This is a genomic window from Kitasatospora sp. NPDC048239 (assembly GCF_043202015.1).
In the GTDB taxonomy this organism is placed as follows: Bacteria; Actinomycetota; Actinomycetes; order Streptomycetales; family Streptomycetaceae; genus Kitasatospora.
This window is the reverse complement of the sequence record NZ_JBICZP010000007.1, coordinates 210,578-229,025: the sequence shown is the minus strand read 5'-3', so window position 1 is coordinate 229,025 and position 18,448 is coordinate 210,578. Positions and strand designations below refer to the sequence as shown.

Annotated in this window: 16 protein-coding genes; 7 read left to right on the top strand and 9 right to left on the bottom strand. The window is 76.2% G+C overall.

Going from position 1 to position 18,448, the window contains the following annotated elements:
- Positions 1-10: 10 nt before the first annotated feature.
- Complete coding sequence (locus ACGFZP_RS21270) at positions 11-1,279, bottom strand: ATP-binding protein (protein ID WP_392935150.1); 1,269 nt, start codon at positions 1,277-1,279, stop codon at positions 11-13.
- A gap of 148 nt (positions 1,280-1,427) precedes the next feature.
- On the bottom strand, positions 1,428-3,371 hold the full coding sequence (locus ACGFZP_RS21265) for a glycoside hydrolase family 5 protein (RefSeq protein WP_392935147.1): 1,944 nt from the start codon (positions 3,369-3,371) through the stop codon (positions 1,428-1,430).
- Between the two features lie 398 nt (positions 3,372-3,769).
- Here ACGFZP_RS21265 and ACGFZP_RS21260 point away from each other — a divergent pair, with 398 nt between their 5' ends.
- Positions 3,770-6,949, top strand: coding sequence for a hypothetical protein (locus ACGFZP_RS21260; RefSeq protein ID WP_392935145.1), 3,180 nt, complete (start codon positions 3,770-3,772; stop codon positions 6,947-6,949).
- A gap of 67 nt (positions 6,950-7,016) precedes the next feature.
- On the top strand, positions 7,017-7,556 hold the full coding sequence (locus ACGFZP_RS21255; protein ID WP_392935143.1) for a GNAT family N-acetyltransferase: 540 nt from the start codon (positions 7,017-7,019) through the stop codon (positions 7,554-7,556).
- Positions 7,557-8,037: 481 nt separating this feature from the next.
- Here ACGFZP_RS21255 and ACGFZP_RS21250 read toward each other — a convergent pair whose 3' ends face one another.
- Positions 8,038-8,751, bottom strand: coding sequence for a hypothetical protein (locus tag ACGFZP_RS21250; RefSeq protein WP_392935141.1), 714 nt, complete (start codon positions 8,749-8,751; stop codon positions 8,038-8,040).
- Positions 8,752-8,831: 80 nt separating this feature from the next.
- On the bottom strand, positions 8,832-9,767 hold the full coding sequence (locus tag ACGFZP_RS21245) for an NADP-dependent oxidoreductase (protein ID WP_392935542.1): 936 nt from the start codon (positions 9,765-9,767) through the stop codon (positions 8,832-8,834).
- A 7-nt stretch (positions 9,768-9,774) separates the two neighbouring features.
- Between ACGFZP_RS21245 and ACGFZP_RS21240 the strand changes: the two genes are divergently transcribed.
- Positions 9,775-10,803 (top strand): GlxA family transcriptional regulator, encoded by a 1,029-nt coding sequence (locus ACGFZP_RS21240; protein WP_392935139.1) that lies wholly within the window; start codon positions 9,775-9,777, stop codon positions 10,801-10,803.
- Between the two features lie 55 nt (positions 10,804-10,858).
- Here the strand turns inward: ACGFZP_RS21240 and ACGFZP_RS21235 are convergent, their stop codons facing one another.
- The 3 genes from ACGFZP_RS21235 to ACGFZP_RS21225 all read right to left on the bottom strand — a co-directional run bounded on the left by ACGFZP_RS21235 (position 10,859) and on the right by ACGFZP_RS21225 (position 12,761).
- Entirely contained in the window at positions 10,859-11,362 is a 504-nt protein-coding gene (locus ACGFZP_RS21235) for a hypothetical protein (RefSeq protein WP_392935136.1), read from the bottom strand.
- A gap of 87 nt (positions 11,363-11,449) precedes the next feature.
- Positions 11,450-12,058 carry a GNAT family N-acetyltransferase gene (locus ACGFZP_RS21230; protein ID WP_392935134.1) on the bottom strand — a complete coding sequence of 203 codons (609 nt, stop codon included), beginning with the start codon at positions 12,056-12,058 and terminating at the stop codon, positions 11,450-11,452.
- 61 nt (positions 12,059-12,119) lie between these two features.
- Positions 12,120-12,761, bottom strand: a complete 642-nt coding sequence (locus ACGFZP_RS21225) for a sigma-70 family RNA polymerase sigma factor (protein ID WP_392935132.1) — start codon at positions 12,759-12,761, stop codon at positions 12,120-12,122.
- A 76-nt stretch (positions 12,762-12,837) separates the two neighbouring features.
- Here ACGFZP_RS21225 and ACGFZP_RS21220 point away from each other — a divergent pair, with 76 nt between their 5' ends.
- Together ACGFZP_RS21220 and ACGFZP_RS21215 are read left to right on the top strand one after the other, a co-directional pair.
- Entirely contained in the window at positions 12,838-13,677 is an 840-nt protein-coding gene (locus tag ACGFZP_RS21220; protein WP_392935130.1) for an alpha/beta fold hydrolase, read from the top strand.
- A gap of 113 nt (positions 13,678-13,790) precedes the next feature.
- A complete protein-coding gene (locus ACGFZP_RS21215) occupies positions 13,791-14,027 on the top strand; it encodes a hypothetical protein (RefSeq protein WP_392935127.1) in 237 nt (78 codons plus the stop codon).
- A 71-nt stretch (positions 14,028-14,098) separates the two neighbouring features.
- Here the strand turns inward: ACGFZP_RS21215 and ACGFZP_RS21210 are convergent, their stop codons facing one another.
- Positions 14,099-15,262 carry an FAD-dependent oxidoreductase gene (locus tag ACGFZP_RS21210; protein WP_392935125.1) on the bottom strand — a complete coding sequence of 388 codons (1,164 nt, stop codon included), beginning with the start codon at positions 15,260-15,262 and terminating at the stop codon, positions 14,099-14,101.
- Positions 15,263-15,519: 257 nt separating this feature from the next.
- Here ACGFZP_RS21210 and ACGFZP_RS21205 point away from each other — a divergent pair, with 257 nt between their 5' ends.
- Together ACGFZP_RS21205 and ACGFZP_RS21200 are read left to right on the top strand one after the other, a co-directional pair.
- On the top strand, positions 15,520-16,119 hold the full coding sequence (locus ACGFZP_RS21205; RefSeq protein WP_392935122.1) for a hypothetical protein: 600 nt from the start codon (positions 15,520-15,522) through the stop codon (positions 16,117-16,119).
- Positions 16,120-16,342: 223 nt separating this feature from the next.
- A complete protein-coding gene (locus ACGFZP_RS21200) occupies positions 16,343-16,918 on the top strand; it encodes a hypothetical protein (protein ID WP_392935119.1) in 576 nt (191 codons plus the stop codon).
- A gap of 107 nt (positions 16,919-17,025) precedes the next feature.
- On the opposite strand, the gene ACGFZP_RS21195 is transcribed toward ACGFZP_RS21200, so the two are convergent.
- Positions 17,026-18,351 carry a DUF3533 domain-containing protein gene (locus ACGFZP_RS21195; RefSeq protein WP_392935117.1) on the bottom strand — a complete coding sequence of 442 codons (1,326 nt, stop codon included), beginning with the start codon at positions 18,349-18,351 and terminating at the stop codon, positions 17,026-17,028.
- Positions 18,352-18,448: the final 97 nt, after the last annotated feature.

Here is an 18,448-nt window from a genome sequence, read left to right as displayed (position 1 = left end):
GCCGTCCCCCTCAGGTGCGTCCGTAGCGGACCGCCTGGCCGGCGAACTCCCGGGCCATCTCCTCGGTCACGGTCGCCCGTGTGCGGTGGATGGCGTCCAGGTAGTCCCCGGTGACGGGCTCGGTCCGCTCCCCCGTGTCGAGGGTGCGTTCGAAGACGGCCTGGGCGACCGCCATGGCGACCTGTCGGATGTCGGCGGGGGTGAAGCCGCTGCTGGCGTCGGCCAGCACCGCCGTGTCGGCCGCCGTGCCCGTCTTGGCGGTGTAGCGCGCCCACAGGGCGTTGCGGGCCTCGTGGTCCGGCGGCCCCACCGGCAGGACGTAGTCGAACCGGCCGTGGCGCAGGAACGCCGGGTCCAGGGCGGCCACCGAGTTGGTGGCGCAGACGAGCAGCCGGCCCTCCCGGTCGCGGAACCGCACGATCGACTTGAGGAGTTCGTTGACCACGCCGACCGACCCGGGGTCGGCGAGGCTGCGGGTTCCGGCGACCTCCTCGACCTCGTCGATGAAGACCAGCACGTGCTCCAGCTGCGCCATCTCCTCGAAGCGGCGGCCGAGCCCCGTGGCGAGCCCGTCCTCCAGCGCGAGCCGGGAGGGGAAGAGCTCGACGAACGGCCAGCCGAGCCGGCCGGCCACGGCCTTGGCGAAGGTGCTCTTGCCGGTGCCCGGCGGACCGAACAGCACGACCGCGCGGGGCGGCTCCACCCCGTGGGCGTCCGCGAGTTCGGGGTTGGCCAGGGGCAGCACCAGCCGCCGTTCGATGAGCCGCTTCTCGTCGGCCATGCCGGTGAGCTGCGCCCAGAGGCGGGCCTCGGGCACCACCGCGCCCAGCGACGCCAGGACCGCCGCGCCCTGGGCGCCCGCGGACTCCGGCTTCTCGAAGTAGGTGAGCCCCCGGCGGGGGCGGAACCCGGAGTTGCCCAGTGCCGTCGCCCCGGACTCCTCCTCGGGCAGCAGGGCCGCGACGATCCTGGCCCCGGCGCCCTGCAGGCGGTGCTCCAGGGCGGACAGCAGCGCGGTGCCCAGGCCCAGGTTGCGCCAGGCGGGGTGCAGGGCGATCCGCAGTACCCAGGCCCGTTCCCCGTCCACCCGGCCCACCGCGGCGCCCACCAGGTGGCCGTCGGCCACCGCGACGACGCTCGGGTTCCGCGCCTGCAGCGCGGCGACGAGCTCCGACAGCCGGAAGACGGCGGGCCGGTCCGTGGTGGCGCTCTCGCCGTCGAGGCGCACCACCGCCTCAAGGTCGTCCGGGGTGAAGTCCCGAACGTGCCACACCGCCATGCCGGGCCTCGAAGGTCGCGATTCCGGGGCTTCCATCATCACCCGCCCCCTGCCGTGTCGCCTGCGCTGCCGCCTGCTCTGCCGCCTGCCCGGGGAGCGGCCGCGGCCGGTCCCCGGGCAGGGGTGTCGCGAGCGGGCGGGGGGGGTGTCAGGCGAGCGGGCGGCAGAGCAGCGCGTCGGGGGTGCCTCGGGAGCCGACGCGGGTGGTGAAGGCGATCCCGGCGGCGTACTCGGTGGAGGCGCACTGGCCCTTGTAGTCGCCGTCGGCGAAGTCGCCTCCGGGGCCGCCGGCCGGCCGGTTGTCGCCCCGGTCGAACCAGACGGTGCGCCCGGCGGTGCCCAGCGGGCCCCGGGCCGGCGCGCACAGGGCCGCCGACACGGTGGCGCCGCGCCGGCTGTAGCCGATGAGGAACCGGCCCTGGGGGCACTGCAGTTTGGTGTACCCGCCGGCCCAGTCGCCGCCGGGCGGCACGTAGCGCTCGTCGCGCACCACCGTGGCGTCGTCGCCGGCGGCGCGCAGGTCGCCCGCGGTGGCGGTGTCGGTGCACAGGCCGCGGCCGGTGCCGCGGCCCAGGCCCAGGAGCCGCTGGCCGTCCGGGCAGGCGGCCTTGCGGGCGCCGGCGTCCCAGTCGCCCAGGCGGCGGGTTCGCAGGGACTCGACGGCGTCGCGGTGGTCGACGGCCAGCATGTCCCAGGTGTCGGCGGCGGCCACCGGGCCGGTGCGCTGCGGGGCGCCCAGCAGGCGGCTCCAGGCGGGGGCGCGCCAGTCGGGGCCGTCCAGCAGGCCCGAGCGCCGGCCGGCGGCGTCGAAGCGCAGCAGGGCCCAGTCGTCGCCGCCCGCCCGGCCCTGGGCGTCGGTGCTCCAGCCCACCAGGGGCCAGTAGGCGAAGTCCGCGTCCATGGCGGCGAGGCGGTCGGTGAAGGCGGCGAACCAGGCCTTGGGGGCGGTGCCCGTCTCGCCGGCCCCGATGCCGAACTCGCTGATCCACACCGGGGCGGTGAAGTGCTGCCCGGTCTCGGCGGAGACGTAGAACGCCTCCTCGTACAGGGCCTGTTCGAGCTGTTCGCGGGTGAGGTCCTGGTAGCGGGCGTCGTGGGTCTCGCCGAGTCCGGTGGCGCCGCTGTGGCGGGGGCCGGTGTAGCCGTAGAAGTGCGCCGAGTAGACGAGCTTGTCGGAGGCCACGAGGGTGTGGGAGAGGGTGCGCACGGGGGTGAGGGCGGGGCGGCCGTGCGGCAGGAAGTCCACCGGTACGCCGGTCCAGTTGATGCCCTCGACGATGATCAGCAGGTCGGGGTCGGCCTCGGTGAGGATGCGGTCGCCCGCCTCCTGGGCGGCGGCGTACCAGTCGTGGGCGTCGCCCAGGCCCCAGTTGGGGTCGTCGAGGACGTCGCGGCGGACCTCGTTGTAGAGGTCCGCGCCGACCACGCGCTTGTTGTCCTTGTAGCGGCGGGCCATGGCCACCCAGTCGTCCTCCCACTGGCGGGTGGACTGGGCGCTGTTCCAGCGCTCGTTGCCGTCCACGCCGCAGCACCACCGGCTGGTGTTGGTGTGGTTGTTGAGGATGACGGCGAAGCCGTCGGCGGTCAGGGCCTCGACGACCGCGTCGAGGACCTGCAGGGGGGTGCGGCCGCGCAGCTGCGGGTTGGCCGCGACGGCGCGGTCGGGGACCGGGGCCGTGGCGTGGACGAGTTCGTTGGAGAAGGGCAGCCGGATGCTGTTCAGGCCCAGTTGGCGAAAGCCCGCGAGGATGGCGGACACCGGGGCGCGGTCCAGGCCCAGGGGCACGCCGAAGGACTGCTGCCCGCTGTGGTGGGTGGCGGGGTCGGCGCTGTCGCCCGAGCCGTTCCACGATCCCTGGGCGCCGTCCCAGTTGCCCGACTTGAGCCGGAAGCGGTTTCCGGTGGCGTCGACGATGTAGCGGCCGCGGGTCGACAGCGGCGCCGTCCAGGAGGGCGCCGGGTCCGCGGCGGCGGCGGGGTGCTGCGGGCCGGGTGGCGGCGCGGCGTCCGCGGGGGCCGGGAGCCAGGCGCAGAGCGCGGCGAGGACGCAGGCGAGGACGGCCCTGCGCGGGGTGCGGGTGGTGGTCAACATGTCCTGCCTGAGGGAAGCGGGATCGGGGAAGGGGGCGGCGGGCGCCGGGGCGCCGGGTGGGGCGCCGGGTGGGACGGGGGGTGGGACGGGCGGGTGCCGGACCGCGTTACCCGACGGTAGGGATGTCGCGTGTTCCTGACAAGGCCCCGCGGTGGCCGGCCGGCGTCGGGCCGGTGGCCGGCCGGCGTCCGGGTGAGGGGTGTGAACCGGGCGTACCGGTACGCGAGGTGACGGTTGATCACTATCATGTCGGCGGTGTCGGTACGCATGCGGCCGGGCGGTGCCCGGGGGCGTAGGGTGTCCCGACCGGTGGGCGGCCCCGGCCGCGACCGGGCCCCGGCAGGGGCGGCGGGTCGGGGGCCGTACGGGGTCGGGGGGACGGGGAGGGGAGCTGCACCATGGCCGACGGCATTCCGGCGGAACCGGGCCCGGTGGACGGGGACCAGGGGCCTCGGCCCGGTCCGCGCACGCGGGTGGACTGGCGGCTGCGCGGCCGCCGCGAGCGCGGCCCGCAGGACGCCGTCCCCCCGCCGTCCTCGCGGCTGGGCGCGGCGGCGCTCCCGCGGCCGCGGACCAGGGTCGACCCGGACGCCCCGACCCGGGTCAAGCCGCAGCACCCCCCGCAGACCGTCACCCGCGGTCCCGCGCCCGGGCGCGGCGGGCACTTCGGGGGCGCCTTCCCGGCGGCTCTGCTGGACCGCTACGAGCCGTACGGGGTCGCCGGATCGGGCACCGAGGGCACCGTGTGGCACGTGCGGCGCACCGACGGCGGCGGCGAGGCCGCGGTGAAGGTCGCGGCGCCCGGCCAGGGCATGGACGCCGAGCTGCTGGAGCACCTGCGCAACGACGACTACCGGCGCCACGTGCCGCAGATCCTCGGCCACGGCCGCATCGAGCACGCCGGGGCGGGCTGCGACTGGGTGGCGATGGAGTACCTGCCCACCACCCTCGCCGACCACATCGCCGACCTGCGCCGGGAGGGCCGGCACACCGAGGAGCAGCGGATCGCGCGGATCGTCGGCGAGCTCGTCGCGCTGCTGGACTTCTGGCAGCAGCGGATCCGGCGCACCCCGGTGGACTTCAAGCCGGCCAACATCCTGGTGCGGCCGGACGGCGGCCCCGGGGAGTTCGTGATCGCGGACTTCGGCGGCGTGGCCCGGCTCAGCCGGAACTTCTCCACCGAGATGCAGGTGACGATCCCGTACATGGCGCCCGAGCAGCTGGCCGGCACCAACCACCCGGCCGGGCCGTGGTGGGCGCTGGGCAACGTGCTGTACGAGCTGTTCACCGGCCGGCCCCGCTACCTGGGGGCGGACGGCCTGCTGGTCAGCGACGAGGTGCTGCAGTACGACCTGGTGATGGGCGAGGAGGTCGACCTGCGGGCCGTCACCGACCCGCGGCAACTGCTGCTGCTCCAGGGGCTGTTCACCAGGAACCCGGCGCAGCGGTGGACCGCCGGGCAGGTGCGGGCCTGGCTGGGCGGCGGCTCCCCCGAGGTGGCGCGCCCGGCGGGCGGGTACGCGGGCGGCGGGTACGCGGGCGCCCCGGCGCACCGCCCGATCACCTTCCTCGGCGACCCGTACCACGACCCGTCCGTGCTGGCCCGGGCGATGCTCGGGCGCTCCGCCGACGCGGCGCACTGGCTGGCCGGGGGCGGCGGTGCGGTGCGGCTGCTGGCCTGGCTGCGCGACGAGGTGCAGGACACCGTCTTCGACCTGCACTACCTGCGGGACGTCGACCTCACCAGGGGCGCCAAGCGGGCCGGCGCGGCGTCGCTGGCGGTGCTGGCCCTGGGCGCCGCGTTCGCCCCGGGCGCCACCCCGTACTACGGCGACCGGCCGGTCGACGCGGCCGGGATCGTGCGGATCACCTCCGCGCCGGACGCCCTCGCGTTCATCGACGAGCTGGTCGCCGCCTCGGCGCCGGCCATCGCCGCCCGCTACGACTGCGACCACCCGGAGTGCTCCGGGGAGCACTGCGGACGGCTGCTCGCCCTCGCCCAGCTGCCCGAGGTCCTGGCCGAGGTGGAGCGTGCCGCCCAGGCCCTGGGCGGCGGGCGGCGCACCGGGCGGGGCTCCGCTGCCGGGCGGGGTTCCGAGGGGGTGGGCGGCGCCCTGAGCGCGGACGAGCAGGCCGATGCGCACCGCCGCGCGGTCCGGCTGGCGGTCGACCCCCGGGAGCACGCCCCGCTGGTGGCCGAGCTCTCCCCGCTGCCCGCCGCCCTGCACCGGCTGCCGGTGCCCGCGGCCGTGTCCGCCTACCTGCCCGCGCGCCTGTCCGCCACGGTGGCGGCGGTGGCGGCGGCCGTGGTGGAGGCGGCCCTGGCCGTACGCGCCGCGGTGCGCCGCACCGATCCGGACACCGTGCGGCGGCGCTGGTCGGCCCTGCGCCGGCGCGCGGTGCGCTGCACCCCGGACAGCGCGGCCGGGCGCGCGGCGCTGGTCGCCGCCGCGGTGCTGCGCACCAGGGCCGTCCGCGCGGCGGACCCGGCGGACCCCGGGGGCGGCGAGGCACCCGCCTGGCGGCCCTGGGCGCACGCCTGGTGGGTGAACGCCCGCACCGGGCTGCCGCGCCGGGCGGCGGCGGCCCTGCTGATGCTGATCGCCCTGTCGCTGATGCTCTGGTCGGGCGCGGTGTGGCGGCTGGCCATCGACGCGGGGACCAAGCTGGAGATCCTGCCGAACGGCGACTTCGGCGGTCCGCTGCGCACGGCCGGCGAGCGCGCGGCCCACCAGGTGGTCTGGCAGCTGGGCGCGGCCCTGGCCGCGGCGCTCACCGCGGCGCTGTTCCCGGCCCGGGTCGGGCGCGGGACGCTGGCGCTGACCGCCGCCGCGGCCTTCGCGATCGGCTACCTGCGGCTGGGGCCGCCGATGACGGTGCTGCGCCCGCCGCAGGCGCTGGCCGACCGGGTGGTGGTGTTCGAGGGCGGTATGGGCAGCTGGGCGGGGGTGGCGGCGACGCTGGCGGTGGTGCTGGCCCTGGTCCTGGTCGAGCGCTCCGCCACCAACCTGCTCAAGCCCGCCCACGACGCCCGCGAGCGCACCGTCCGGACCTGGGGCCGCCTCGCCACCCGGCGCAGGCCCCCCGTCGCGGGGCGGACCGGCCCGGCCCGCGACGCGAGGCAGTGGCGGCCCGGGCCCCGGGGCCTGCGCGACCGGGCCCTGTTCGCGCTCGGCGCGACCCTCGTCCTGGTCGTCCTGCTGTGGGGGGCGGTGGAGGTGCGGCTGGCCGCCACCGGCCACCACCCCACCGCGGCGTCCTGGGGCACGGGCCGGACCGGGGCCGCCTACCAGGCCGGGTTCGTGGTGCTGCTGGCCACCGTGTCGGTGCTGAGCGCGCTCGCCACCCCGCGGACCGCCCGCCGGCTCTTCGTCGCCTGGCTGCCCGCCACCCTGCTGCTCGGCGCCTGGCCCCCGCCGCTGGGGCCCCTGGAGGCGGTGCGGATCCCGGTGGCCGGGCCCTGGTTCGAATCCGTCGCCGAGCTGTGGGGGCACAGCGCGTTCTGGGCCGCCCTGCTGGTCGCCCTGCCCGTCGCCGCCTACGGCATCCTGCGCACCCTGCGGCGCACCCGCCGCTGACGGATCGGTACGGCAGCGGCTTTCTCAGTGCTGGGATATGGCGGTGTCGTCCCGGCAGAATCGGCCTGTGATCAAGCCCTTGGTGACCCTGCGCGAGCTCGTTGTCGGCGACTGGCGGGCCGTTCACGCCTTCGCCGGCCTGCCGGAGGCCTGCCGCTATCAGGCATGGGGGCCCAACACCGAGGAGCAGACGCGCGCTTTCGTCCAGGACGCGGTGGATGCCCGGCTGCAGTCTCCGCAGACGAGATTCGCGTACGCGGCCTGCCTCGGCGACGACCTCATCGGCATCGGCGAGCTGAAAGTCCGAAGCCGGGCCCACCGCCAGGGCGAGATCTCCTACCTGGTTCATCCCCGCGTGTGGGGCCGGGGCGTCGGCACGGCCATCGGCGGGCAACTACTCGCCAGGGGGTTCTCGCAGTTGGGGCTGCACCGGATCTACGCGACCTGCGATCCCCGCAACCTCGGATCGTCCCGGGTGCTCGGCAGGCTCGGCATGACCCGTGAAGGCCGCCACCGGCACACCGCGCTGATCCGGGACGGCTGGCGCGACTCCGAGGTCTTCGGCATCCTCGACGAGGAGTGGGCGTCCGGGCCCGAGCCCGGATGATGGGGTCGGCTCCGGCTGCCAAGGGCCGGCCCGCGACCTCCCCGACCGGATCCAGGCCGTCAGTCAGGGTGCTGACACCTGGGGCACAGCTCGTGGCGGCCCTCGGGTGTGATCACGGTGCCCCAGCTGCGGCATTCTTCGCAGCCGCGGGCCCGGTCGATGTTCGCGCGGACGGTAGGAGCGTGGGGGTGGGCTCCATGAGTCATGGGTGATCTTCCTCTGTAGAGCACTATCACTTACGCCCAGTTTGCCATGGTTCGTATAGATATGCGGCGGGGTGGCATTCGCACCCTCCACCACGGAGCCGGCCTCGCCCGTGCCGGCCTCTGCCTTCGGCTCAGTCGAACTCCGGTGCCCGACAGGTGACTTGTCTGATTTCTCGCCGGTCAAGCCGACGGGCCGGCCGGGGCGTGGAGCCGCGCCCCGGGCGGGCTGCCGCAATCGAACCCGCGCTTGCCGAGGCCGGTGCGGCAACGGCTTCTCACGGGGTCTCGGGGACGACCTCGACGCCGGCGGCGAGCATGGCGGCGGTGATCCTGCGGGCGAGGGCGTCGTCGCACACCAGCAGGGTGGTGCCCGGTTCGTCGCGGAGGCGGGGCAGGTGGCCGCCGCCGGCCTCCTGCAGCTGCCACCGGTCGCGCTCGGTGGTCCACAGCGGGGCGTAGCCGGCGAGGGCGCGCTCGACCTCGGCCGCCTCGGCCGCGGCCGAGGTGCGGCGGCCCGCGGGCGGGGGCGCGGGCTCGCTGCCCAGGGCGACGGCGGTCAGGTAGCCGCGCCCGTGCGGGGGTTCGGTCCACAGGCCGGGGGGCGGGACGGGTCCGAGCGCGTGGAGGACCTCGGCGGCCGGGTAGCCGAACAGGTCGATGTCGTCGAGGACGACGGGCGTGCCACCGGGCCCGTCCGAGGCGGAGCGGGCGCGTCTCAGCACGACGGTGTGCAGCAGCGGCTCGCGGGGCGCCCCGGCCGCCCGGCCGGGTCCGCCGGCCCGGACGGCCACGGTGAGGTCGCCCCAGCGCACGCTGTACCCCCACGCCGCGTCGGGCGCCGCCGGCGACACCGGCAGCGGCGCCGGCAGCGGCCGCGCGTCGGCGAGGGCGGCCAGGGCCCGGCCGGCGGCGCGCTCGTCCATGCCGAAGCGCAGCAGGCCGCCCGTACCGGGCAGCGCGACCCCCGTTCCCGCCAGCAGCTCGAACACCGCCCGATCCTCCCGTGCGGGCGGGTGCCGCGACAAGCACGGGAGGATCGGGCCGGGGCCGCAGGGGCGCGGGCGGGGGCCTATTCGGCGACGGTGAGCACGACCTTGCCGGTGACCCGGCCGGTGTCGCCCAGGTCGTGGCCCTTGGCGGCCTCGGCGAGCGGGAAGGCCGCCTCGACGACGACCCGCAGGCGCCCGTCGGCGACCAGGTCAGCGACGGCCTGCATGCCGGCCTGGTCGGCCTCGACGAGCAGCGGGTAGGCCCGCACGCCGAGGGCCTCGGCCCGGGCGGCGAGGTCGGCGGGCAGCGAGCCGAGGGCGATGGTGACCAGCTCGCCGCCGGGCTTGAGGGTCTCCAGGGAGCGGATCGCCGTCTCGCCGCCCAGGGTGTCGAAGACCAGGTCGACCGGGTCGATCGCGGTGAAGTCCTCGCTGCGGTAGTCGATCAGCTCGTCGGCGCCCAGCTCGCGCAGCAGCGCGTGCTTGGGGGCGCTGGCCGTGCCGATCACATGGGCGCCGCGCGCCTTGGCGATCTGCACGGCGAGGTGGCCGACGCCGCCCGCCGCGGCGTGGATCAGGACCCGCTGGCCGGGCTGCACGTCGGCGGCGTCCACCAGGACCTGCCAGGCGGTCAGGGCGGCCAGCGGGATCGCGCCCGCCTGGACGTGGTCGATGCCGGCGGGCTTGCGCACCAGCGCGCGGGCCGGGGCCACCGCGTACTCGGCGAACGAGCCGACGCCGTGCGGGTAGGGCAGCATCCCGAACACCTCGTCGCCCGCCCGGTGGATCGTGACGCCGGGGCCGACGGCCTCGACGACGCCGGAGACGTCCCAGCCGAGCACCAGGGGCAGCCGGCCGAGGAACCCGGCGAACTGGCGGTGCTTCCAGTCGGTGGGGTTCATGCCCGCCGCGTGGACGCGCACCAGCACCTCGGAGGGGCCGGGTACCGGGCGCTCGATCTCGGTCTGCCGCAGGACGTCGCTGCCGCCGTAGGTGTGCTGGGTGATTGCCTTCATCATGGTCATGGATCCAGCATGTCCCGGCCCGACCTGCCCGGATAGCGGCCCGAAGGTCATGGTGTGCAAGGATTGGGCCATGCACCGCGTCGTCGTTCTGGCCCTGGACGGGGTCATCCCGTTCGAGTTGAGCCTCGCCTCCCGGCTCTTCGGCGCCGCCACGGACCCCGACGGGCGGCCGCTGTACGAGGTGGTCACCTGCTCGCCGGACGGGCGGCCGGTCCGTACCGCCGCGGACTTCTCGATCGCCGTCGAACACGACCGCGCCGTGATCGCCCGGGCCGACACCCTGGTCATCCCGGCGGCCGAGGAGTTCGCGTCGATCGTCGACCGGGACACCCTGCCGCGCCGCACCGCCGAGGCGCTCGCCCTGGTGCGCCCCGACACCCGGATCGCGGGGATCTGCGTGGCCACCTTCCTGCTCGCCGCGGCGGGCCTGCTCGACGGCCGCCGGGCCGCCACCCACTGGTGCCACTCCGAGCGCTTCCGGCGGCTGTACCCGCAGGTCGAACTCGCCCCCGACGTCCTGTTCGTCGACACCGGGCGCGTCCTGACCTCGGCCGGCGCGGCGGCCGGGATCGACCTGGTCCTGCACCTGATCCGCTCCGACCACGGCAGCGCCGTCGCCAACCAGGTCGCCCGGCGCTGTGTCGTCCCCCCGCAGCGCGAGGGCGGCCAGGCGCAGTACGTGGAGCGGCCGGTGCCGGCGAGCCCGGACGCCGGGACGTCCACCACCCGCGCCTGGGCGCTGGACCGGCTGCACGAGCCGCTCCAGCTGGCCGACCTCGCCGGCCACGCGGGCATGAGCCGGCGCACCTTCACCCGGCGCTTCCGGGCCGAGGTGGGGCTGAGCCCGGGCCAGTGGCTCACCCAGCAGCGGGTCGACCTGGCCCGGAACCTGCTGGAGAGCAGCGACCTGCCGGTCAACCGGATCGCCGAACGGGTCGGCTTCGGCACCGGCGCCTCCCTGCGCCAGCACCTGCACACCGCGATCGGCGTGCCGCCGGGCGTCTACCGCCGCACGTTCCGGGCCTGAGCCCCGGGTCCGCGGCAGCCCAGCACTCCGAGGCGGCCCAGCACTCCGCGGCGGCTCAGTACTCCCCCGGGCCGTACTCCGGGTCCGCGGAGCCGGTCTCGACCGCGGTCATGCCGTGGAAGACCCGGCCCGCCGCCCGTGCCAGCTCCAGGCTCCGGGTGAACACGTCGATCCGCGCCTGCGGCTCCAGCTCCATCAGGCCCGGCGGCCACGTCCCCGGCGGCACCACGATCACGATCACCCCGCCCCGGCCCTCGGCCGCCGCCAGCCAGCCCTCCGACGCCTCGACCGGCGAGGCCGGCTCCCACACCTGCCGGCCGCCCACCAGCACCAGCCGCGCCAGGCGGCTGCCGCTCGTCTCCACCACCCCGGTGGTGTCCGGCGGCTCCCCAGCCGCGATCGTGAAGCCGCTGTCCACCAGGTCCGACAGCAGGTCGCCGTGCAGCCGGGGGCCGACCTCCACGATCACCTCCGCGTACGGCGGCCCCGACTCCGTACTGCGCACCGCCAGCGCCCACACCATCGGGGCCCGCGCCGCGCCGCCCGCCTCATCAGCCATGCCGGGCCCAACGAGCCACCGGCCCGGACCGCACGCGGTCACCGGCACCGACCTCGGGCCGGACCGACAAGACGTTCAGCGGGCCGTTCAACGGGCCGGGCGCCACATCGTGGTGACGGTCTGGCCGCCGGCGATGGCGACCTCGTCGCGGGGGGTGAAGCCGACGCTCTCGTAGCGGCGGATGTTCGCGGGGTTGGAGGACTCCAGGTACGCGGGGGCGCCGAGCGCGTCGATCCGTGCCAGGCCCTCGGCCAGCAGGCCCATCCCCAGCCCCCGGCCGCGGTGGTCGCCGTGGGTGGCCAGCAGGGTGAGGTAGAAGCACGGCACGCCGGGGTGCGCCGCCTCGAGCCGGTCGCCGATCTCCACGATCGCCCCGGACACCTCGGGCCCCGCGATCCGCGTCAGGAACTCCCCCAGGCCGTCGCCCTCCTCGGCGGTCAGCTCCGTCCCGCCCGGGGGGATCCACACCGAGACGGCCTCGACGCCGGGGGTCACCAGCGTCCACGGGTAGCGCAGCGCCGAGGCGGCGTAGTACCGCCACATCGCGGCCGCCTGCACCGCGCGCCGCTCCACGTCGGGGAACGCCGGGCCCCACAGCGGGTCCTCGAAGAACGCCGAGGTCAGCGTGGCGACGATGGCGTCGACGTCCGCGGGCGTGGCCGTCCGCGCGGACACCGGGGGGCGAGGGGAGCTCATCCGTCCACCCTAGGCTCCGCCTTCAGGGCGTGCGCGCCCCGGTCCGCCCGGCGGCGGGTGCTCAGGCGCGCGGGCCGGCGAGGTCGCCGGAGGCGTCCCGCAGCCGGTCGCGCTGGACGCGCTGGGCGAGGGCGCGGCGCACGGAGGCCGGTTCGGCGGGCGGTCCGGCGGGCGCGGGGGCGCCGTGCGCGGGCAGGTCGAGGCCGCGGCTGACCGCGTCGTAGGTGTGGCGGTAGACGGCGGGCAGCTCCGCCCGGTGCACCCTGAGGTCCTCCTCGACCAGGCGGCGCAGCTCGTCGACGCTGCGCGGGGTGAAGCGCGTCCGCCCCCGGGCGACGGCCTGGACGTGGCGGGTGCAGCGGGCGGCGGCGCCGAGGGTCTCCGCGATCTCCTCGGCGAGGCCCCACAGGCGCCCTTCGAGCCAGGGGGTGTCGCGCTGGTCGAGGGCGAGCGCCATCGGGGCCGGCGGGTCGTCGCGGTACTTGGCCACCTGCTTGGACACGGCGGGCTGGCTCATCCCGGTGAGCCGGGCGATCTTGTCCTGGGTCCAGCCGAGACCGGCGAGGACCTTGATCATTTCAGCGCGCAGGGCCCGCATCTCCTCGCCTGCGCGGATGACCTCGTTCATCTCGGCGAGCATCCGCCCGGCCTGTTCCTCGGTCAGCGCCTCGGGATTCCGGTACGCGTTCTCGTCAGCTGCCACAACCTGGTTATACACCAGCCCGCCCGTCGCCATAACCGGGTTGTATAACCGGGTTATGGCTGGCATGATCCCGGCCATGCCCACTTTCACCGCCCCCGACGGCACCCTGCTCTCCTACCGCGCCACCGGAACCGGCGCCCCGCTGGTCTGCCTGCCCGGAGGCCCCGCGGACTCCGCCTACCTCGGCGACCTCGGCGGCCTGTCCACCCACCGCCGGCTGATCGTCCTGGACCTGCGCGGCACCGGGCGCTCCGCGGTCCCCGAGGACCCCTCCTCCTACCGCTGCGACCGTCTCGTGGCGGACGTCGAGGCGCTGCGCACCCACCTCGGGCTGCCCCGGATCGACCTGCTCGGGCACTCCGCCGGCGCCAACCTCGCCACGCAGTACGCGGCCCGCCACCCGGACAGCGTCCGCAGACTCGCCCTCGTCACCCCCGGCACCCGCGCCGTCGACATCCCGATCACCGGGCGGACCCGGCGCGAGGTCGCCCGGCTGCGCGCGGGCGAGCCGTGGTTCCCGGCGGCGTTCGCCGCGCTGGAGGAGATCACCGAGGGCAGGGGCGGCGACTGGGAGGCCGTCGCCCCCTTCTTCTACGGCCGCTGGGACGCCGCCGCGCAGCGCCACCACGCGGCCGGCCGGCCGGACAACGAGGAGGCCGTCGCCGGCTTCGGGGCCGAGGGCGCCTTCACCCCGCAGGCCACCCGCGCGGCGCTCGGCGCCCTGGAGGCCCCCGCCCTGCTGCTCGCCGGGGAGTTCGACCTGAACAGCCCGCCCGAGGCGGTGGCGCGGTTCGCGGAGCTGTTCCCCGACGCCGCACTCACCGTGCAGCCGGGGGCGGGCCACTACCCCTGGCTCGACGACGCCGACCGGTTCACGGCCGCCGTCGCGGCGTTCCTCGCCCAGGGCAGGGCCTAGCCGGGACCTTGGTCCCGGCCGCGGGGGCCGTTGGCACCGGTTCCCTAAAGGGGTTCGTTACGCACCCTGGGAGGCGGTACGCCCCCGAACCACGTGAGGAACGACGCCTTCCCATGTCCGACGACGTGATCGTGCACCGGCTGGTGGACGCCTTCTTCACCCACTGCCACCACTGCGACGAGCCGCGGGACCCGGAGTGCCACCCCCGGTCCCACTGGCGGCTCTACCTGGACCTCGACCGCAACACCCTGCAGCGCATCCGGCAGTGGGCACTGGACCCCGACAGCCACCCCGCCACCCCCGCCGAACGGGCCCTGCTGCTCCACTGGCTCGACACCCAGGGCGCCTGAGGGCCCGGCCCGCACGCACCCGTGCACCGGCGCGCACCCGCACGGCGGGCCTCCGGCCGGCGGCGGCGGGGTCAGGGCAGCGGGGTGTGCCAGGTGAGGAGGTGCAGGAGGTCCTCGTCGGGGCGGGAGTCGGGGGGCCGGGGGGCCGGTGACGGGGTGGGGGCGGCGGCGGTGGGGGCGGCGGTGAGGCGGGCGCTGGTGGCCGTGTTCCGGTCGGTGCGGGGCCTGCGGTGGTGCTCGTAGCGGGCCAGGGCGGCGGCGGGGTCGGGCGTGTCGCGCAGGGCCTTGGCGAGGACGACGGCGTCCTCCAGCGCCATCGAGGCGCCCTGGCCGGTGGCCGGCGAGGCGGCGTGGGCGGCGTCGCCGACCAGGACGGCGCGGTCGGTGCGCCAGCGGGTGCCCTGCTCCAGGTGGAGGGCGTTGGTGACCATCAGCCGGTCGCCGGTCGTGGCGACGATCTGCGCGGTGGGCGTGCGGTCCGGGTGGAGCAGCGGGTGCAGCCGGCTGCGCCACTGGGCGGGGGTGGTGGCGGCGGCCTCCTCGGCGGTGACGGGCGGGCCGGGCACCCGGGCGAACCAGTAGGTCTCACCGGCCGGGGAGAGCAGGTAGCCGAAGGCGGTGGCGCTGCCGCGGACCATGGTGATCCGCCCGGTGGGACCGGGCGGCGGCGGGGCGGCGGTGCTGTACCCGTAGAAGACGCGCTGGCCGGCGTAGGCGGGAGCGGGGGCGGCGGGGTCGAGCCAGGCGCGGACGGCGGAGCGCAGCCCGTCGGCTCCGACCAGCAAGTCGCCGGTGGCGGTGGTGCCGTCGGCGAAGTGGGCGCTGATGTCGGCGGTGGTCTCGGTGACGGCGGTGAGCCGGGCGCCGTGCCGGATCGTGATGCCGCGTCGGCGGACCTCGGCCTGGAGGGCGGCGCCGAGTTCGGCGCGCCGCAGGCAGCGGTAGCGGGTCAGCGGGTCGTCGGGCTCGCCGAGCGGGGTGGTGGCCAGCTCGGCGCCGTGCTGGTCGACGACGTTCATGGTGGTGATCGGGAAGCCGAGGGCGGCGACGGGCTCGGCCGCGTCGAACTGGGCGAGCGCGCGCATGCCGTTGCCGGCCAGGGTGAGGAAGGCGCCGATGTCCTCCCCGGTGGCGGGGTGCGCCTCGTGGACGGCGACGTCGAAGCCGGCCTTGTGGAGCGCCAGAGCGGCCGCCGCCCCGGCGATGCCGCCGCCGATGACCAGAATCCGTGTCAACTCGCGCCCCTCTCGGACGTGTTGTCCCCGCCGCCGGCCGGAGCCGGTTCGCGGCGGGTCGAACTCCTCACTCGGATCGCCATTCTAGGGTCCGCCGTCGGGGCGTCGGCGGGCCGCGGCGCTGGCCCGGGCGGGTGGTGCTGGGGGCGGCGCGGCGGCGCCGGGTCGGTGCGGGCCCGGCGAGGTGCTCGGATGTCCGGGATCGGAGATCGGGGATCCGTCCGGGGAGGTCCGGGCGGCGGCGCGGGCGGAGGACGATGCAGCAGCGGTTCCGGGGCGCCGCGGTGCGGCACGCGGTGTGGCACGCGCAGCGCCGGCGGCGCCTGGCCGCGGTGGCGGCGCTGGTGTCGGCGGCGGTGCTGGCGACCGCGGCGGTGGCGCCGGCCGGACCGCCGGGCGGCGGAGCGGGCGCGGCGGGTGCGGCGGGCGCGGCGGGCGCGGCGGGTGCGGCGGGTGCGGCGGGTGCGGCGGGTGCGGCGGGTGAGCGCGGGCTGCCGCCCGGCCTGGGCGGGGGCCGGCTGCGGGTGCTGGCCGGGGTGCTGCGCCAGGACCGGCCCGGCAGCGGCTGGTACCTGGTCGGCGGCGCCCATCTGGTCCTCGGGCTGGAGGTCGTCTCCGCCGACCGCGAGCAGATCGTGCTGCGCTTCCCGCCCGCCCGCCGGGTGGTGTCCGTGCTGTGCGGGCCGGACGAGACGTACGCACCGCTCGGCTACACCTGCGGCGCCTCGGTCGCACTGGACCGGGTCACCGTCCGCCTCGGCCGGGGCGGCCGGCTCGCCGACCCCGCCGCCACCAGCGCCGGCCCCTACGCCAACTTCTGGCTGCTCGGCCTCGTCGAGGGGTTCTCGGGCCGGTAGCGGGCGGTGGCGGGCCGAGGGGGCGGACCTCCCCTGCGCCCCGGCGGGCGGTGCCCGGTGCGCAACCGGGAGCCCGCCCTCCGGGTACCGGGCAGGAGTGTACGAACCTGTCCCACATATCTGGGATTCTCATCCCCGCCGACCTCGCACAGAATCGGTGGCGAGCGCCCAGTGGAACCGGGTGATCGACAAGTAGCCCATCCGATTCGGGAGTTGACCACACATGACGCACCCCATCAAGCGCGCCGGAGCCGTCCTCGCGGCGACGGCGATCGCGCTGTCCCTGTCCGGCGCGGCCACGGCCGTCGCCCAGCCCGCGGCGGCGGGCGGCACGTCGGCCCGCCACTGCGTGGTGAGCGCGGAGGACGGCCAGTCGCAGTGCTTCGGCACCTACCGGGAGGCCATCAGCCACGCCACCGGCGGCCGGATCGCCGACGCCCCGCTGACCGCCTCCGCGGCCGCCCGCGACAACGCGTTCGCCGAGGAGCTGAACAGCACGGCCGGCCTCTCCGGCCTGGTGGTCCTGGGGACGATCTACCAGGACTTCTTCTTCGAGGGCCAGTCGGTGACCTTCACCGGCCCGCACGACTGCTACGACGGCAACAGCGCCGACTACTCCTTCGACATCCCCGCCCCGCTCCAGAACCACGTCTACTCGGTGCGGCCGTACGCCAACTGCTGGATCAACCTGTTCACCGGGTTCCAGGCCACCGGTTGGGCGAGCCCCAGCTACAAGGGGGAGACCATCCAGGTGGACGAGGCCTGGCGGACCCACTCCAAGTCGCTGACGCTCGGCTGAGCAACCCTGCGCACACCCCCGCGGCCGGCTTCCGCGGGGAGGCCCTGCCGGATCCCTCCGGCGGGGCCTCCGGTCCGCTCCGGGCGGCATCCCGGCCCCGCCGGAGGTCAGTCCGACTCGGGGTGGAAGCGGTGCAGGCCCTTGCGGTCGTAGTAGGAGGTCATCGCGAAGCCGAAGGCCAGGGCCGCGACCGTCCCGATCGCGATCATGGTCCAGGCCCGGGTGAGCCCGGCGTCGGCGCGGGCCCCGAAGTACAGGATCGACCGGACGCCGTCGCTGAGCTGGCGCATCGGCTCGAAGACCGCCAGCCCCCGGTAGAACGTCGGCAGCGCCTGCAGCGGGACGGTCGCGCCGGAGGACGGCAGCGACAGGGCGATGAAGACGAACATGCTGATCAGCTGCCCGATCCCGCCGAACGCGGCGACCAGCGCCTGCACCCCGAGCCCGACCGCCGCGCTGGCGCAGACCGAGAAGACCCACAGCAGCGGCAGGTGCGAGGCGTCCACCCCCAGGATCCCCACGGTCGCCAGCATCACCAGACTGGACGTCAGCACCGAGAGGACGACGGACATCACGCTGGTGACGACCAGCGTCCCGGTGCGGGTGATGGGCACCAGCGGCCGCTGGGTGCGCAGCGGCCCCAGCTCGCTGGCGGCGTAGCCGAGTGCGACGTCGACGCCGTTGCTGATGATGTTCGCGCCCAGGAACCCGCAGAGCACCAGCAGCAGCGTGTAGTAGAACGCCGTCAGGCCGAGCCCGCTGTGCGGGCCGATGGGGTGGCCGACCTGGACGTCGACGGTCACCGGGTCGGCCAGCTGCAGCTGCGCCGCATTGCTCAGCGTGCCGCCCTGCGCCGGGGACTGGGACGGGGGCTGGGACTGCGCCTGCGCCTGGGCCTGGGCGGTGAGGGCGGCGCCGAGGCGCGCCGAGGCCTGCTGTGCGGCGCTCTGGGAGATCGAGGAGGCCAGTGAGGACTCCAGGCTGCCCACCCCGGGGTTGGTCAGCACGGTGATCGTCGGGCGCGGCGGCGGCTGCTGGGCCGGGGCGCCCAGCGCGGCCACCGCGGCGGTGAAGCCCGCCGGGACCTCCAGGGCGCCGGCGAGCTTGCCGGAGGCCATCTGGTCGTCGGCCTCGGCCCGGTCGAGCACCCGCCAGGAGACCTGGCCCCTGGGGTCGGGCGCAGCGGCGATGCCGGCGGTGATCTGGGCGCCGAGGTTCTGCTGCTGCCCGGCGAGGGGGGCGCCCCGGTCGGAGTTGACCAGGCCGATCGGCAGCCGGTGCAGGTCCGCGCGCGGGTTGACGATGCCGCCCATGTAGAGCAGGGACAGCAGCAGCGCCAGCAGTCCGACGATGACCGTCGGGACCGCCCAGACCTTGGGGTTGCGCAGCACCTGGCGGGCCCGCACGCCGCCCTCGGGCCGGTTCGGGGTCATGGTTCTCCTGCGCGTGTCGTCCGGATCGGCCCCCGCCCGAAGGTAGCGGCCGTGCCCCGCGCGGCGGGTGCGCCTCGCCCGCCGCGTCCGTCGTGGC

What these genes read in the sequence shown, in the direction of transcription:
- ACGFZP_RS21270 (WP_392935150.1), bottom strand. Translation starts at nt 1,279, where the DNA reads ATGGCGGTGTGGCACGTTCGGGACTTCACCCCGGACGACCTTGAGGCG.
- ACGFZP_RS21265 (WP_392935147.1), bottom strand. Translation starts at nt 3,371, where the DNA reads ATGTTGACCACCACCCGCACCCCGCGCAGGGCCGTCCTCGCCTGCGTC.
- ACGFZP_RS21260 (WP_392935145.1), top strand. Translation starts at nt 3,770, where the DNA reads ATGGCCGACGGCATTCCGGCGGAACCGGGCCCGGTGGACGGGGACCAG.
- ACGFZP_RS21245 (WP_392935542.1), bottom strand. Translation starts at nt 9,767, where the DNA reads ATGAAGGCAATCACCCAGCACACCTACGGCGGCAGCGACGTCCTGCGG.
- ACGFZP_RS21240 (WP_392935139.1), top strand. Translation starts at nt 9,775, where the DNA reads ATGGATCCAGCATGTCCCGGCCCGACCTGCCCGGATAGCGGCCCGAAG.
- ACGFZP_RS21235 (WP_392935136.1), bottom strand. Translation starts at nt 11,362, where the DNA reads ATGGCTGATGAGGCGGGCGGCGCGGCGCGGGCCCCGATGGTGTGGGCG.
- ACGFZP_RS21230 (WP_392935134.1), bottom strand. Translation starts at nt 12,058, where the DNA reads ATGAGCTCCCCTCGCCCCCCGGTGTCCGCGCGGACGGCCACGCCCGCG.
- ACGFZP_RS21220 (WP_392935130.1), top strand. Translation starts at nt 12,838, where the DNA reads ATGCCCACTTTCACCGCCCCCGACGGCACCCTGCTCTCCTACCGCGCC.
- ACGFZP_RS21215 (WP_392935127.1), top strand. Translation starts at nt 13,791, where the DNA reads ATGTCCGACGACGTGATCGTGCACCGGCTGGTGGACGCCTTCTTCACC.
- ACGFZP_RS21205 (WP_392935122.1), top strand. Translation starts at nt 15,520, where the DNA reads ATGCAGCAGCGGTTCCGGGGCGCCGCGGTGCGGCACGCGGTGTGGCAC.
- ACGFZP_RS21200 (WP_392935119.1), top strand. Translation starts at nt 16,343, where the DNA reads ATGACGCACCCCATCAAGCGCGCCGGAGCCGTCCTCGCGGCGACGGCG.
- ACGFZP_RS21195 (WP_392935117.1), bottom strand. Translation starts at nt 18,351, where the DNA reads ATGACCCCGAACCGGCCCGAGGGCGGCGTGCGGGCCCGCCAGGTGCTG.